Annotated in this window: 11 protein-coding genes; 4 read left to right on the forward strand and 7 right to left on the reverse strand. The window is 72.2% G+C overall.

From position 1 onward, the window contains the following. The first annotated feature begins 169 nt into the window (after positions 1-169). The 4 genes from ABZ937_RS39735 (at position 170) to ABZ937_RS39750 (ending at position 6,628) form a co-directional block, all read left to right on the forward strand. The gene (locus ABZ937_RS39735; RefSeq protein ID WP_361699722.1) at positions 170-1,378 is read left to right on the forward strand and encodes a carbohydrate-binding protein; all 1,209 of its coding nucleotides are present in this window, start codon (positions 170-172) and stop codon (positions 1,376-1,378) included. 255 nt (positions 1,379-1,633) lie between these two features. Beyond that, complete coding sequence (locus ABZ937_RS39740) at positions 1,634-2,095, forward strand: hypothetical protein (protein ID WP_361699724.1); 462 nt, start codon at positions 1,634-1,636, stop codon at positions 2,093-2,095. Positions 2,096-2,293: 198 nt separating this feature from the next. Continuing rightward, a complete protein-coding gene (locus ABZ937_RS39745; RefSeq protein ID WP_361699726.1) occupies positions 2,294-3,274 on the forward strand; it encodes a hypothetical protein in 981 nt (326 codons plus the stop codon). Positions 3,275-3,406: 132 nt separating this feature from the next. Continuing rightward, positions 3,407-6,628: a caspase family protein gene (locus ABZ937_RS39750; RefSeq protein WP_361699728.1), complete on the forward strand. Its 3,222-nt coding sequence runs from the start codon at positions 3,407-3,409 to the stop codon at positions 6,626-6,628. On the opposite strand, the gene ABZ937_RS39755 is transcribed toward ABZ937_RS39750, so the two are convergent. The 7 genes from ABZ937_RS39755 to ABZ937_RS39785 all read right to left on the reverse strand — a co-directional run bounded on the left by ABZ937_RS39755 (position 6,608) and on the right by ABZ937_RS39785 (position 14,785). Further along, on the reverse strand, positions 6,608-9,982 hold the full coding sequence (locus ABZ937_RS39755) for a pyruvate carboxylase (RefSeq protein WP_361699730.1): 3,375 nt from the start codon (positions 9,980-9,982) through the stop codon (positions 6,608-6,610). The two genes, ABZ937_RS39750 and ABZ937_RS39755, sit on opposite strands and share 21 nt — an antisense overlap. 172 nt (positions 9,983-10,154) lie before the next feature. Continuing rightward, a complete protein-coding gene (locus tag ABZ937_RS39760) occupies positions 10,155-10,967 on the reverse strand; it encodes a phytanoyl-CoA dioxygenase family protein (protein WP_361699732.1) in 813 nt (270 codons plus the stop codon). Between the two features lie 4 nt (positions 10,968-10,971). After that, positions 10,972-11,682: a hypothetical protein gene (locus ABZ937_RS39765; RefSeq protein WP_361699734.1), complete on the reverse strand. Its 711-nt coding sequence runs from the start codon at positions 11,680-11,682 to the stop codon at positions 10,972-10,974. After that, the gene (locus ABZ937_RS39770; RefSeq protein ID WP_361699736.1) at positions 11,679-12,566 is read right to left on the reverse strand and encodes a hypothetical protein; all 888 of its coding nucleotides are present in this window, start codon (positions 12,564-12,566) and stop codon (positions 11,679-11,681) included. Before ABZ937_RS39770 ends, ABZ937_RS39765 begins: the two co-directional genes overlap by 4 nt. Next, positions 12,563-13,387, reverse strand: a complete 825-nt coding sequence (locus tag ABZ937_RS39775; RefSeq protein WP_361699738.1) for a hypothetical protein — start codon at positions 13,385-13,387, stop codon at positions 12,563-12,565. The genes ABZ937_RS39770 and ABZ937_RS39775 overlap by 4 nt, the downstream gene beginning before the upstream one ends. Further along, the gene (locus tag ABZ937_RS39780) at positions 13,377-13,868 is read right to left on the reverse strand and encodes a hypothetical protein (protein ID WP_361699740.1); all 492 of its coding nucleotides are present in this window, start codon (positions 13,866-13,868) and stop codon (positions 13,377-13,379) included. Before ABZ937_RS39780 ends, ABZ937_RS39775 begins: the two co-directional genes overlap by 11 nt. Further along, positions 13,865-14,785 (reverse strand): LLM class flavin-dependent oxidoreductase, encoded by a 921-nt coding sequence (locus ABZ937_RS39785; protein WP_361699742.1) that lies wholly within the window; start codon positions 14,783-14,785, stop codon positions 13,865-13,867. Before ABZ937_RS39785 ends, ABZ937_RS39780 begins: the two co-directional genes overlap by 4 nt. Positions 14,786-15,037: the final 252 nt, after the last annotated feature.

A 15,037-nucleotide genomic window follows, 5' to 3' on the forward strand; every position in this document is an offset into this window, starting at 1 on the left:
CCTGCCGCTGGGCCACGGGTTCACCGTGCGACTGGTCGACGAGAAGTAAAGAGAGCGTATGGTCTAGTCCAAAGAGTGAGTTGGTCTAGTCCAACTCATTGACGTGACCGCAACAGCTCCCAGAGGGTGGGGCTCCCCGTTCCGGGGTCCCCACCCTCTGGAGGCACGCATGAGACGTCTTCGGGCATGTCTGGGCGCGGCGGCGGCCGTCACCCTCGCCGCCGCCGGCACCACCGCGCTGGTCGCGGGCAACGCCTCGGGCGCGACCACCGCGCTCAGCAACCGCTGGTACGCCGCCGCCCCCTATCTGATGCCGCTGGACAACGACCCGCCGGACCCGGCCGCCATCATGGACGCCACCGGCCTGAAGGCGTTCCAGCTGGCCTTCGTCCTCGCCCCCGACGGCGGCGGCTGCACCCCGACCTGGGGCGGCACGGCGCCGGTCGCCTCGGACACCGCCGTCCGGTCGGTGATCGACACCGTCCGCGCCAAGGGCGGCGACGTCTCCGTCTCCATCGGCGGCTACGGCGGGACCAAGCTCGGCCAGACCTGCGCGGACCCCGCGTCCACGGCGGCGGCCTACCAGCAGGTCATCACCAAGTACGGGCTGCACGCCATCGACTTCGACCTGGAAGAACCGGAGTACGAGAACAGCGCGGCCATCAAGAACGAGATCGGCGCCGCGAAGATCCTCCAGCAGAACAACCCGGGGCTGTACGTGTCCGTGACCACGGCCGGGACGGCGGACGGCACCGGCTGGTTCGGCAAGCAGATGCTGCTGGAGGCCAAGTCGCAGGGATTCACCCCGAACAACTTCTCCATCATGCCGTTCGACGGCGGCTTCAACGGCGCGGCGAGCCAGACCGGCGCGCTCACCAACTTCAACGCGATCCTCCGGTCCACCTTCGGCTGGGACGAGGCGACCGCCTACGCCCACGAGGGCTTCTCCGGCATGAACGGCCGCAGCGACACCGGCGAGTACTTCACCCAGGCCGACTTCCGGACCGTGCTCGACTACGCCACGAGCCACCACATGGACCGGTTCACGTTCTGGTCGCTGAACCGCGACCGGCAGTGCACCCCGGCCGACAACGGCGGCCGCACGTCGGGCACCTGCTCCAGCGTGACCCAGAACGCGTGGGACTTCGCCAGGTACTCGGTGCAGTTCGCCGGGGTCACCCCGCCCACCACCACACCCACCCCGACACCGACGCCGACTCCGGCCTCCTGCAAGACGGCCTGGAGCGCCTCGTCGGTGTACACGGCCGGGAACGAGGTCTCGTACAACAAGCACAACTGGAAGGCCAAGTGGTGGACCCAGAACGAGGCGCCCGGCGCCTCGGAGTGGGGGCCGTGGCAGGACGAGGGCGCCTGCTGACCCTCTCGACGTGTCAGGTTCAGACCGTTGGCTTCTCGGGTCACTAGCGCCCAAGGATGCGTTCAGAGTTCACCATGCTGAACGCATCCTGGTCCGCTCGGCTCCAGGGCCCCGCCGGCGCCCGCGTGGGCTTCCACGGGCTGACCGTCTCCCACGGCTGACACGCGGCCCGACCTGCGCGACTGGTGCAAACGGCGGGACGGTCGTAGCGTCGAGGGCACGCGGTCGGACACGGCACGACGGGCGGGAGCGACCATGCGCGCAACAGTGACGGGAACGGCGGTCACCCTCGCGGCGGGGGCCCTGCTGACAGCGGCCATGACAACGGCCACGGCCAGCCCTCCGGCCAGTGCCACCGCGCCTCCCCGGACCACCGCGTCGCAGCCCGTCCTCGTCGACTGCCTGTGGCATCGCACCGTCCGCCCCGACGACTTCATGCTGGCCTGCGGCGACGGCAACAGCCGCCTCACCGGACTCCACTGGGACAAGTGGAGTCCGCACGGGGCGACCGCCGTCGGCGTGAACATGGTCAACGACTGCAAGCCGTACTGCGCGGCCGGCAGCTTCCACGCGTACCCGGTGACCGTCCGGCTCGACGGCCAGAAGACCTGGAAGAAGCATCCGGAATTCCAGCGCTACAGCCGGATGAGCCTCATCTACCCGGGCGCCCGTCCGGACGGCTTCAAGCCGGTCATGACCTACCCGCTCTGGGACTGACGGCCCGGTCCGGACGGCACGGCCGCACAGCACGGCGCACGGCCGGACGCCCCCCGGAGATGCCTCGTACGGTGCGGGAAGGTGGTCCGCGCGGGCGATCCCGCGGCCCGGCTCCCGCCACCGGCGGCCCGACCCCCGTCATGTTGGTGTGACCCCGCACGCCGGCGCCACGCGCGGCGCCGCACGAAGAGAGGTCACATGCCCCGACTCCCCCGCCTGACCGGCGCCGCCACAGCCGCGCTCGCGCTCGGCCTGGTCACCGCCGCGCCCGCGACCGGCGACGAGCCGCTCGTCACCGACGCGCGCATCGTCGCCCACTTCGACCTGGCCGGCGGGCAGACGCCCGAGAACATCGCGCTCGACCGCGACGGCTCCGCCGACCTGACCTTCGCCTTCGCCCGGCAGGTCGCCCATGTCACCCCCGACGGCAGCACCCGGATCCGCGCGACCCTGCCCGCCGTCACGGACCGGGCCACCCCGCTCGTCCAGAGTCCCGTCGTCACCGGCATCGCCCGCGCCGACGACGGCACGCTGTACGTCAACTACGCCACCGGCACCAGCGAGACCGGCATCTGGCGCCTGGCCCCCGACGGCGGCGCACCGCAGCAGATCGCCGCGCTGCCCGCCGACGGGCTGCCCAACGGGCTGGCCCTCGACGAGCGCCGCGGCATGCTCTACGCGGCCGACTCGGTGCACGGCACCGTCTGGCGCGTCCCGCGGACGGGCGGCACGGCCACGGCCTGGGCGACGGGCGCGGAGCTGGCCCCGCTCCCGGCGCCGACCGGCTCCGGCTACGGCGCCAACGGCATCAAGGTCCGCCGGGACGCCGTGTGGGTCTCCAACACCGACCGGGCCACCCTGCTGCGCATCCCCGTCGGCCCGGACGGCGCCGCCGGCCCTGTCGAGACCCGAGCCGAGGGGCTCAACGGCATCGACGACTTCGCCTTCCCCGGACACGGCAGAAGCGTGCTGGCCGCGCTGAACTCCGGCAGCAAGGTCGTCCTGGTGCGGGCCGACGGCACCTTCTCGGACCTGCTCACCGCACGGGACGGCCTGTCCAACCCGACGTCCGTGGCCGTGCGCGGCCGGACCGTCTACGTGCCCAGCTCGGCCTCCTCCACCCGGCGCGACCCCAACCTGCATCTCGCCCACCTGCGCCATCTCATCGGGCGGGGGTGACCCTCACCCCGTGCTCGCCGCCGGCCGATGCGGCCGGCGGCGAGTGTGTGGTGAACACCGACGGGCACTGGCTAGGCTGGCTGTCGGCCGCCAACCACGCTGTCAGCACCGGGGGATTGCATGTACCGGGCCTTGATCGTATGCAACTCACGGTATCCCCGGGACCCGGGAGCCCTGCCCGAACTGCAGGGCCCGAAGGCGGACGGCATCCTGCTGCGCGACGCACTCACGGACCAGTCGGCCGGTCTCTTCGACCGCAGCGAGGTACGCCTGCTGCCCGAGGCCGATTCCACCGAGATCGTCGAGACCGTCGACGAGTTCTTCAGCACCGCGGAGCCGGACGACACGCTGTTGTTCTACTACAGCGGTCACGGCCGCAACCGCAACCGGCGGCTCTATCTGTGCGCGGGCAACACCAGAGCCGACAGACTGCCCGCCACCACGCTCCCCGGGTCGTTGTTGTCGGAGGTGATCGCCGACAGCTTCGCCCAGGTGAAGATCGTCATCCTGGACTGCTGCTTCAGCGGAGGCTTCAAGGGCGGCGACGACGTCCTCGACGAGCTGTCCGGCCAGGGGCGCTACGTGATCGCCGCCACCTCGGCGACGGATCAAGCGGCCGACGCCGCGGCACGGGGCGAACCGAGCCCCTTCACCCGCGCACTGGTCGACGGCCTGCTCACCCGAGCCGTCGACCGGAACGCCGATCAGAGGGTCGATCTGGACGACCTCTTCACGCACCTCGTGCAGGTCAAGTTCGACGGTCACCGGCCGCACCGCAAGTTCGACGGCGCGGGGGCCGTCCCCATCGCCCGCCGTCCGGCACCGTCGGCCGAGGAGCCGGCCGTCCCCCTGCCCCGGCAGGAGCGGCCCGGGACCACCGGCACCGTCCGCCGTTCCGAACCCCGCTCCGCTCCCCTGGACGACATCGCGCGAGGCGCGGCGCTCAGCCAGCAGCGGATCGAAGCGTTCCGACGTGACCTGCGTGACGACATGGCGGCCACCCTGCCTCACCAGCTGACGTGCGACGAGTTCCTGCAGCGCGCGGGACTCCTGACGGACGGCCAGCCCACCCTCGCCGGGGTGCTGCTGTTCGGGCAGAACCCGACGGCGCTGCTGCCCTCCGCGATGGTGCGGTGCGTCCGGTTCCGCGGCACCCACAAGACCGACCCCGTGGAGAGCCTCGATCTCCACGGCACGATTCCGGAACTCATCGTCAAGGCCCGGGACTTCGTGGCGAGGTCGTCCCAGCTCGGCGAGTCGCCCACCGCCACCAGTGCGTACAGCGAGACGACCTACCGCTACCCGATGATCGCGGTACGGGAGATCATCGCCAACGCGGTCGTCCACCGTGACTACGCCGAACAGGACGCGTGCGTACAGGTCCACGTCTTCGACGACCGGATCGAGGTGATCAGTCCCGGCAGTTGGGGCGGCCCGTCGGAGGTGCCCGACGGTCAGGTGCGGCTCAGCGCGCTGGAAGGCCAGTCCCAGCCGCGCAACTTCCGTCTGGCCCGGCTGCTCACCTGGGTGAAGCTGGTCGAGTCCGTGGGAGCGGGGCTGCCCCGCTCGGTCGCGGACTGCCAGACCGTGGGCTCGCCGGAGCCCGTGGTCGTCATCCGGCACGGCCTGATCACGGTCACCATCTTCCCGACGGCGGCCGAGGCCGCGGAAGCCGTGCCGCCGCCGCGAGCAGGAGCCGCCCGCCCCGACTACTCGCAGCATCTGGACGCCGAGCGCATCGCCGAGGTCCGGGGGCTGAGCTCAAACGGGGGAGGCTACCGCGCCGGCTCGGGCTATCGGGTGACGAACGACTGCGTGCTGACCGCGGCTCATGTGGTGCGGGAGACGGCCGAGTTTTCTGTGTGGCTCCGCTTCCGCGGCGAGGAGTGGGCCGGCTCGGCGACCGTCGCGTGGGTGGACGAAACCGCCGACGTCGCCGTCCTGCGTTTCGAACCGCCCAGCCACGCGCCGGTCGTCCCTCCCGTTCGCTACGGCCGCATCACGGGCCGGCCGGCGGTGGTGTCCGTGGAAGCGGCGGGCTTCCCCCGTTTCAAGACGCGCCACGACGCATCCGCCGCCCGGACCGTCACGGACCTGGCCCACCTCTTCGGCACCACATCCAGCCTGTCCAACCTGCACAGCGGCACACTGGAGATCAACGTGACCGGTGCGCCGGCCGGGCCCGCCAACAGTCTTGTGTCCTCCCCCTGGGCGGGATTCGGGGGCGCACCCGTGTGGGCCGAAGGCCGCATCGTGGGTGTCATCAACCGACACGACACCGAGCATGGCACCGGCCGCCTGGAAGCCGTCCGGATCGAGCGCGTCCTGAACGGTTCGAAGGATCAGGAAGAGCTGGCCGCGCTGCTGGGCCTCGGGCAGATCGACGAGCTGGCGGAAGTCCCCAGTCCGGAACCGGAGCCGGTGGCCCCCTACTTCGACCGTATGCGCGATCTGGCCCCTGTCAGGCTGCTGGACCGGGACGCCGAGCTGACCGAGTTGGCGGCCTTCTGCCACGGCGACGAACCGTACGCCCTGTGGCAGGGCGCCCCGTGGACGGGCAAGACCGCGCTGCTCTCGTCCTTCGCGCTGCACCCGCCCGCCGATGTCGACATCGTGGCGTTCTTCACCGCTCATCGCCTCGCGGGGCCCGCCGACAGCATGGCCTTCACCGACACCCTCATCGAGCAACTGGCCTGGTGGCTCGATGACACGATCCCCGCGACCCTGGCGATGCATTCCGAGGCACGGGACGTGATGCGCCGTCGGCTCCTCGCGCGCGCCGCGGCGCGGGCCCGTGCCGACGGCCGGCGGCTTCTCCTCCTGGTGGACGGCCTGGACGAGGACCGTGGACCACGGACCGGTTCGACCAGCATCGCCTCGCTGCTGCCGCAGAATCCGGAGGAGGGCCTTCGGGTGCTCGTGGCCGGCCGACGTATGCCCTTGCCGGACGACGTTCCGCCCTGGCATCCGCTGCGCCACTGCCGGATCCGCACGCTTGAGCCGCCACCGTCGGCCCGGGACATCTCCCAGGCCGCCTTCAGCGAGCTGTACAGCGTACTGACAGCAGGGCCGGACCATCAGAACGTGATCGGCCTGATCGCGGCCAGCCCCGCGGGGCTCACCAAATCGGACCTCGCTCTGTTGACGGGCCAGGCCCCCTACCAGCTGGAGACCCTGCTCCGGGGCAGTGTCGGACGCCTCCTCACCGCGCGGGAGGACGAGGAGTCGGCCGAGCCGCGGTTCCGCTTCGCGCACGAGATGCTCTACTCCGTAGCGGTACAGCAGCTCGGCCAACGCCTCATGGCAACGTACGAGGACGTCCTCGCCCGGCCGTCAGCCCAGCTCGACCAGTAGGTCGCCGCCCTCCACCTGCTGGATCCGGTTGATGGCCAGCCGGGAGACGCGGCCCGCCTTCGGGGCCGTGATCGTCGCTTCCATCTTCATCGCCTCGATGGTGGCGATCGTGGCGCCGGCCGCCACCTCGTCGCCCTCGGCGACGGCCAGGGTCACCACACCGGCGAAGGGCGCGGCCACATGGCCCGGGTTGGCGCGGTCGGCCTTCTCCGTCACCGGGAGGTCGGAGGCGGCGGCGCGGTCGCGGACCTGGATGGGCCGCAGCTGGCCGTTGAGCGTGGACATCACGGTGCGCATACCGCGCTCGTCGGCCTCGCCGATCGCCTGCAGCTCGATCAGCAGCCGGACGCCGGGGTCCAGGTCGACGGCGTACTCCTTGCCCGGGCGCAGGCCGTAGAAGAACGCCTTGCTGTCGAGCACGCTGGTGTCGCCGAAGCTCTGCCGGTGCGTGTCGAACTCCCGGGTCGGGCCGGGGAACAGCAGCCGGTTGAGGGTGGCCCGGCGGTCCTTCCGCAGTCCGTCCCGGTCCTCGGCGGACAGCTCGGGGGCCGGCTTGGGCGCGGCCCGGCCCTGGAGCGCCTTGGTGCGGAACGGCTCCGGCCAGCCGCCGGGCGGGGTGCCCAGCTCGCCGCGCAGGAAGCCGATCACCGAGTCGGGGATGTCGAACTTGTCGGGGGTCGACTCGAAGGCGTCCGGGGAGACGCCGGCGCCGACCAGGTGCAGGGCCAGGTCACCGACCACCTTGGAGGACGGGGTGACCTTGACCAGGCGGCCGAGGATGCGGTCGGCGGCGGCGTACATGGCCTCGATGTCCTCGAAGCGGTCTCCGAGGCCGAGCGCGACAGCCTGGGTGCGCAGGTTGGACAGCTGGCCGCCGGGGATCTCGTGGTGGTAGACGCGGCCGGTCGGCGAGGCGAGGCCCGCCTCGAAGGGTGCGTAGATCTTCCGGACGCCCTCCCAGTACGGCTCCAGGTCGCCGACCGCCTGGAGGTCCAGGCCGGTGGGTCGGTCGGAGTGGTCGGTGGCGGCGACGATCGCGGACAGCGACGGCTGCGAGGTCGTCCCGGCCATGGAGGCCACCGCGCCGTCGACCGCGTCGGCGCCGGCCTGGATCGCGGCGAGGTAGGTGGCGAGCTGGCCGCCCGCGGTGTCGTGCGTGTGCAGATGGACCGGCAGGTCGAACTCGCGGCGCAGCGCCGAGACGAGCCGGGCGGCGGCCGGGGCGCGCAGCAGGCCGGCCATGTCCTTGACCGCGAGGATGTGGGCCCCCGCCTCGACGATCTGTTCGGCGAGGCGCAGGTAGTAGTCGAGGGTGTAGAGCCGCTCCGCCGGGTCGTTGAGGTCGCCGGTGTAGCAGAGGGCGACCTCGGCGAGCGCCGTGCCCGTCTCCCGTACGGCCTCGATGGCGGGGCGCATCTGGCCGACGTCGTTGAGGGCGTCGAAGATGCGGAAGATGTCGATGCCGGTGGCGGCGGCCTCCTGCACGAAGGCGTCGGTCACCTCGGTCGGGTACGGCGTGTAGCCGACGGTGTTGCGGCCGCGCAGCAGCATCTGGAGGCAGATGTTGGGGACGGCCTCGCGCAGGGCGGCCAGCCGCTCCCAGGGGTCCTCGGCGAGGAAGCGGAGCGCGACGTCGTAGGTGGCGCCGCCCCAGCACTCCAGGGACAGCAGCTGCGGCAGGGTGCGGGCGACGACCGGGGCGACGGCGAGCAGGTCCTTCGTGCGCACGCGGGTGGCGAGCAGGGACTGGTGGGCGTCGCGGAAGGTGGTGTCGGTGACGCCGATGGTCGGCGACTCGCGCAGCTGCCGGGCGAAGCCCTCGGGACCGAGCTCCACGAGGAGTTGGCGGGACCCGGCGGGCGGCTCGCCGGCGGGCAACGGCGGCAGCTTGGTCAGCGGGTCGAGCAGGTCGGGCCGCTCGCCGTGCGGCCTGTTGACGGTGACGTCGGCGAGGTAGGTGAGCAGCTTGGTGCCGCGGTCCGCGGAGTGACGGGCGGTGAGCAGGTGCGGGCGCTGCTCGATGAAGGAGGTGGTGACCCGGCCGGCCTGGAAGTCGGGGTCGTCCAGGACCGCCTGCAGGAACGGGATGTTGGTGGCCACACCGCGGATGCGGAACTCGGCGACCGCGCGCCGGGCCCGGCCGATCGCGGCGTGGAAGTCGCGGCCCCGGCAGGTGAGCTTGACCAGCATGGAGTCGAAGTGCGCGCTGATCTCCGTACCGGCGTGGGTGGTGCCGCCGTCGAGCCGGATGCCGGAGCCGCCCGGGGAACGGTAGGCGCTGATCCGGCCGGTGTCCGGGCGGAAGCCGTTGGCGGGGTCCTCGGTGGTGATACGGCACTGGAGGGCGGCACCGCGCAGGGTGACCGTGTCCTGGGCGAGGCCGAGGTCGGCGAGGGTCTCGCCGGAGGCGATGCGGAGCTGGGCCTGGACCAGGTCGACGTCGGTGACCTCCTCGGTCACGGTGTGCTCGACCTGGATGCGCGGGTTCATCTCGATGAACACGTGGTTGCCGTCGCGGTCGAGGAGGAACTCGACGGTGCCGGCGTTGCGGTAGCCGATCTCGCGGGCGAAGCGGACGGCGTCGGCGCAGATCCGGTCGCGCAGCTCCGGGTCCAGGTTGGGGGCGGGGGCCAGCTCGATGACCTTCTGGTGGCGGCGCTGCACCGAGCAGTCGCGCTCGTAGAGGTGGATGACGTTGCCCGCGCCGTCGGCGAGGATCTGCACCTCGATGTGGCGGGGCTCCACGACGGCCTTCTCCAGGAAGACGGTCGGGTCGCCGAACGCGGACGCGGCCTCGCGGGAGGCGGCCTCGATGGACTCGCGCAGCTGGGCCGGGTCCGCCACGCGGCGCATGCCGCGCCCGCCGCCGCCGGCGACGGCCTTGACGAAGACGGGGAAGCCGATCTCCTCGGCGGCGCGCGCCAGTTCGTCCACGTCGGTGGAGGGCTGGGACGAGCCGAGCACGGGCACGCCGGCCGCTCGGGCGGCGGCGACCGCGCGGGCCTTGTTGCCGGTCAGCTCCAGGGTGGCCGCGCTGGGGCCGACGAAGGTGATGCCCGCCTCCTCGCAGGCGCGGGCCAGTTCGGGGTTCTCGGACAGGAAGCCGTAGCCCGGGTAGACGGCGTCGGCGCCCGCCCGGCGGGCGGCGCCCACGATCTCCTCGACGGAGAGGTAGGCCCGCACCGGATGCCCCGGCTCCCCGATCTCGTACGCCTCGTCGGCCTTCAGCCGGTGCAGCGAGTTGCGGTCCTCGTGCGGGAACACGGCGACGGTGCGCGCCCCGAGTTCGTAGCCCGCCCGGAACGCGCGGATCGCGATCTCTCCACGGTTGGCGACCAGCACCTTGCGGAACATCCTGGATTCCCTTCAGCTGCCTGCCGGCGACGAACACCCTGGTGTCAGCCACGCCCTGCCGTACTCGCGGCCACCTTAGGGGGTGCCCGCACGGGTCGATGTGCGAAAACCATCACATTGACAGGGTGGGCGGCGCCACAGGGGCACGCCGTCCCGCGGCGCCCGGACCGGGTCAGAAGCGGCAGCGCACCGGGTCGGTGAAGACCGGCGGGGGTGCGGCGAGGGCCCAGCGGATGGACCTCTCCAGGACGGAGGAGGCCGAGCCGTCGCCGCCGTGCAGGCGCAGGGGTGCGGTCAGGCCCGCCTCGGTGTTGCTGATGAACCGCGGCGGACCGGTGTGTTTGAAGCCGCGGGTGTGGAAGAGGAAGGGGTGCGCGAGGACCACGTCCCCGGCGCTGCCGGTGAGTTCGGTGATATTGCCGAGCGGTTCGGCCAGGACCAGGTCGAACAGCTCACGGTGGCGGAGCCCTCCGGGGTGGCGGGCGAGGACGTGGGCGGTACGGCGGTGGCTGCCGGCGGCGACCAGGGTGCCGCCACCGGCGGGGGTGATGTCGGAGAACAGACCGATCAGGAGCAGGCCCTGGTGGGGCGCGTCGAGCGTGTGCCGGAACCAGTTGCCGTCGACGTGCCAGCCCTCCGCCGGCACCGCCCCGGCCGGCCGGTCCGCGCCGTGGGCGAAGTTCACCGGCCAGAACCCCCAGTCCCGGTCGCCGCGCCAGCGGCCCGGACCGACCAGTTCCACGACGGCGCGCGCGAGGACGTCGGGGAAGCAGGCGCGGACTTCGGGCAGGTCGAGCCGCTCCTCGATGTCGTACGCGGCGGGCCAGGTGCGCGGGTCGGCACGGTCGATGCCGGCCTTGTCCCGCATGCGCCGCCAGACGGCGTCCCGGGCCGGGGCGGCACGGCGCTCGTCGAACGCGCCGCGCAGCACGCAGTAGCCGCGCTCGGTGAAGTCGTCCAGGTCGGCGGCGGTGAGAACGGCCATGGGGTCACCAGTAGAGCAGCCAGTGGTCCGCGCACCGGACGCCGTGGCCCTGGAGGGTGAGGCGCTCGTCGCCGGGCTGGACGCTGCCGCTCGGGGCGACCTGGTGCAGGACGTGACCGGAGTGGACGTACAGCCGGCCGGGTGTGTAGGGGACGTACCGCTTGGTGTGGAAGCGTTGCAGGTCGGCGGCGCTCTCCACCCAGCCGCGTGCCAGGGAGCGGCGGAAGTCCTGGTACGTCGCCTCCCACAGGTTCAGTCCGCCGCCGGCCGCGGGCACCCGCAGGGGCAGGGTGAAGGACAGCAGCTGGTCGGTGTCGGTGCCCGGCGGCCAGTCGAACGCCTGGTACTGGAGGTCGAAGTGCACGGGCGCCTGGGGCCGGGTGAAGATGGCGGCCTCCAGCCAGATGTGGAAGCCGGGCAGCGCGAGGTGGTCCGGGTAGCGGACGGGCGCGTCCAGGTGGTCGGTGAGGGCCTTGCCGATCAGGTCGTACAGGTCCTGGAAGTGCTCCAGGAGCAGGGGGCGGGCGGCGACGCCGTGGCGTTCGTAGTGGCCGGTCTCGGGGCGTTCGGCGACGTCCAGGTAGCTCGGGGTACCGAGGGTGAGGAAGGCGGGCGGTTCGCCGCCGCGGGAGATCCAGTGCTCGCGCAGCGCGTGCACACGCCCGCGTACGTCCTCGGTGTCCTCCGCGGAGAGCAGGGGCAGCTCCGTGATCACGCCGGGCCTCCCGTCAGCAGGTCCGTCAGCGAGGCGGTGATGGCGCCGTCGGCCCGGCGGTCGTACCAGTCGTAACCGGGCATCGGGTTGGCCTCCAGGCACCAGTACGTGCCGTCCGCGTCGCGTTTGAAGTCCCAGCCGGCGAAGGCGAGCCCGAGGTCGCGGGTGCAGGCGGTGAGCTGTGCGGCGAGGGCGGCGGGCAGCTCGTGGGGGCGGAAGGTGACGTCCTCGGGGGGTGCCGTGCGGTAGTCGACCGCGCTGGACACGGCCTCCTCGGCGTGTACGGCGTCTCCGCAGACGTGCGCGCGGACGTCGCTGCCGGCCACGTACCGCTGGAGGTGCACGGGCCCCTGGTGCGGTACGAACGTGTCGAACTCCTCGGGGGTGACCAGTCTGCTGTCGGCGCGCACGCCGGACAGGGCCTTGACGATGGCCGGTCCCGCGGCGGCGAACGCGCGCAGCCGGCCGGGGTCCGAGCTGGTCAGGCTCTCGGGGACGGTGAAACCGCAGCGGGCCAGGGTGACTTCGTGCAGCGGTTTGGAGCCGTTGTCGCCGGCCGTGCCGGGGCGGTTGGCGACGGTGCCGGGCACGGTGTCGAGCCAGGCGGTGAGCGCGGCCATCAGGCCGCGCCAGCGGACGCGGCGGACGACGTCGTCCTCCAGGGCGGACAGGTCCGCGAGCCGGCAGTAGTAGCCGTCGCCCGGGCGGAGGTCGTGGCGCTGGTCGCCGGCCAGCAGCCAGCTGTCGCCGTCGTCGGGCAGCGCGAGGCGCCAGGCGCCGTCGGCCGCCAGTTCGCCGAGGTCGACGAGGGTGACGTCCGCGGCGGCGCGGTCGGCGAAGTGGGCGAGTGTGCCGTCCGTGGCGAGTCCGAGGGCGTAGATCACGGGAACAGCACCTCCATGAGCCGGGGGCCGAGGCCGAGCCAGACCATGCGCAGCTGCTCCAGGGAGGGGAACGGCTCGACGTGCACCAGGCGCGCCGTGGCCGTGCCGTCGGTGACCCGCCACACCAGGGCGGCCAGGTCCAGGCCGAGGGCGGTCGCGGCGGCCGTGCTGCGCGATTCCAGGTCGAGATGGTCGAGGTCGGCGGTGGTGCAGTGCCAGGCGCGGTCGCCGAGGACGACGACCGTCTCCGTGGCGGGGTCGGTGTCCGTCCAGCGGGCCCGGTAGGGGCCGGTGCCGGGGGGCCGTTCGGGCCAGCGGCGGGCGCGCAGGGTGCCGAGGTCCTCGACCCAGAAGGCCTCGCCCTCGGGGCTGCCCGGCTGCGGGTAACCGCAGGAGAACAGCTCGCCGTTGCCGTGCTCCCCGGCGCGCCGGGCGGTCACCGCGGCGGAGCGGGCGGTGCGGCCGGCCACGAGGGTGCCCGCCGGGCGGTTGACCACGGGGGCGGGGGTGAGCGCGGCCACCGCCCACAGCTGGGCGAAGCACTCGCCGAGGTGGAACTCGGCGTCGAAGCCGGTCCGGCGTTCGGGCGGGGCGGGCAGCAGGAGGACCAGCGGGACCACCGGATCGACGGTCGCCGTGCCCGCTCGGACGGTGACGGTGAACAGCTGGGCCGCGTCGAACACGTCGAGAACGGCGACGGAGCGGCCCTGCTCGGTGACGTAGGCGGCGAGTTCGACGGCGAGGGGGTCCTGCGGGTCGGCCACGACGACCAGGTCGGCGGGGGCTTCGGAGGCTGCTTCAGGTGTCGTTTCAGATGACAAGGCCACGCTCCCTGAGGAACCGGCTGGCCCGGGAGGCGCGCAGGACGGACAGGAGGCTGTCCTCGGCGCCGGCGGCGGACCCGGACGCCATCGTCTCCGTCTGCTCGACGGGCCGTGCGACGAGCGGCGCGGCGGACCCGGTGGGCGTCCAGGCGCCGTCGGTGACGTCCTTGGAGTCCTTGAAGTCCTTCCCGTCCTTGGTGTCCTTACGGTCCTTGCCGTCCTTGCGGTCCTTCAGGTCTTTCAGGTCCTTGTAGTCCTTGAAATCCTTGCGATCTTTGTAGTCCTTGAATTCCTTGCCGTCCTTGAAGTCCTTCCCGTCCTTGAAACTCTTGGCCTCGGCGCCCGGTATGTGCTCCGGCTCCGGTGCGGGGCCGGGAGGCGCGACGGGCGTGGCACGGCGCAGCCCGGCGAGCAGATCCCGGCGGTGGGCCGCCTTGAGGAAGGGCATCACCCTCGCCTCGTCGATCGTCCAGGTCATCGAAGGGGTCCCTCCTCGGTCGGGTCCGGCTCGCGCCGGTAGCACCGCAGGGCTTCGGCCAGGGCGCGCTGCGCCGCCGCGTGATGGGGGTTCAGGTTGCAGACGAGGTGGTCGACGCCGAGGTCGCGGTAGCCGGCGAGACCTGCGGCGAGGTCGGCGGGGGTGCCGCTGAGGACGGGGCGCCGGGGGTCCGGTGGTTCCGGCCGGCCGGCGGGTACGACGTTCACCCCGACGGTGATGCGCAGGGTCGACGGGTCGCGGCCGGCGGCGGTGCAGGACTCGCGCACGGTGCGCAGCACGGGTGCGAAGCCGGCCGGGTCCCCGAACCAGCAGCCGTTCCACAGGTCGGCGTGGCGGGCGGTCGCCCGCAGCATGCGGGGGCCTGAGCCGCCGATCAGCAGGGGCGGGCCGGCCGGGCGTACGCCGCGTGGCCGGAGTTCCCCGCCGTGGACCCAGGAGTAGCGGCCGTCGAATTCCGCCTTTCCGGTGCGCAGCAGTGACGCGATGATGTGCACCGCTTCCTCGAAGCGGGCCACCCGGTGATCGAAATCGAGGCCGAACGCCTCGAATTCCGGTTGGTGCCAGCCCGCGCCCAGTCCGAGAATGAGCCGGCCATTGCTGATCGAGTCGAGCGTGACCGCCATTTTCGCGAGGACGGCGGGATTCCGGAACGCGGTGCACAGGACGAGTGTCCCGAGCTGAATACGGGAGGTGGCCTCGGCGAGCGCGCTGAGGGTGGTCCAGCATTCCCAGATGCCCTCGGCCGGCTCCCCGTCCTCACGGAAGAGCAGGTGGTCGAAGCACCAGAGGGAGTCGAAACCGGCTGCTTCCGCCTGCCGGGCGAGGGCTCTTATCTCTTCGTACGAGGGCTGTTTTCCGGGATATTCCGCCAAGGGCAGAGTGACGCCGACCTTCATGGACCCTCGCCCCCCGAGCCGTGAATGAGGTCACCGCAGGCAACGGCGCGAGCGTAGCAGCGCGGGTTCCGAGATCGCCATGCCCGGAAGTCGGGGTATTTCCCGGAAAGGTTTCTGCCGGCTTTTGGCGGTGGGGATTCCTGGGGGCGGTGATCCCCAGGGCCGCGTCGTTCAGGTGATGTGTCCTGGTTGATCACATGATGCCGAGGGTGATCAGTGGACGGTTGGCGTCGCGGGTGTGGTGGCGGAGTC

Source organism: Streptomyces sp. NPDC046727 (genome assembly GCF_040645635.1).
GTDB lineage: Bacteria > Actinomycetota > Actinomycetes > Streptomycetales > Streptomycetaceae > Streptomyces.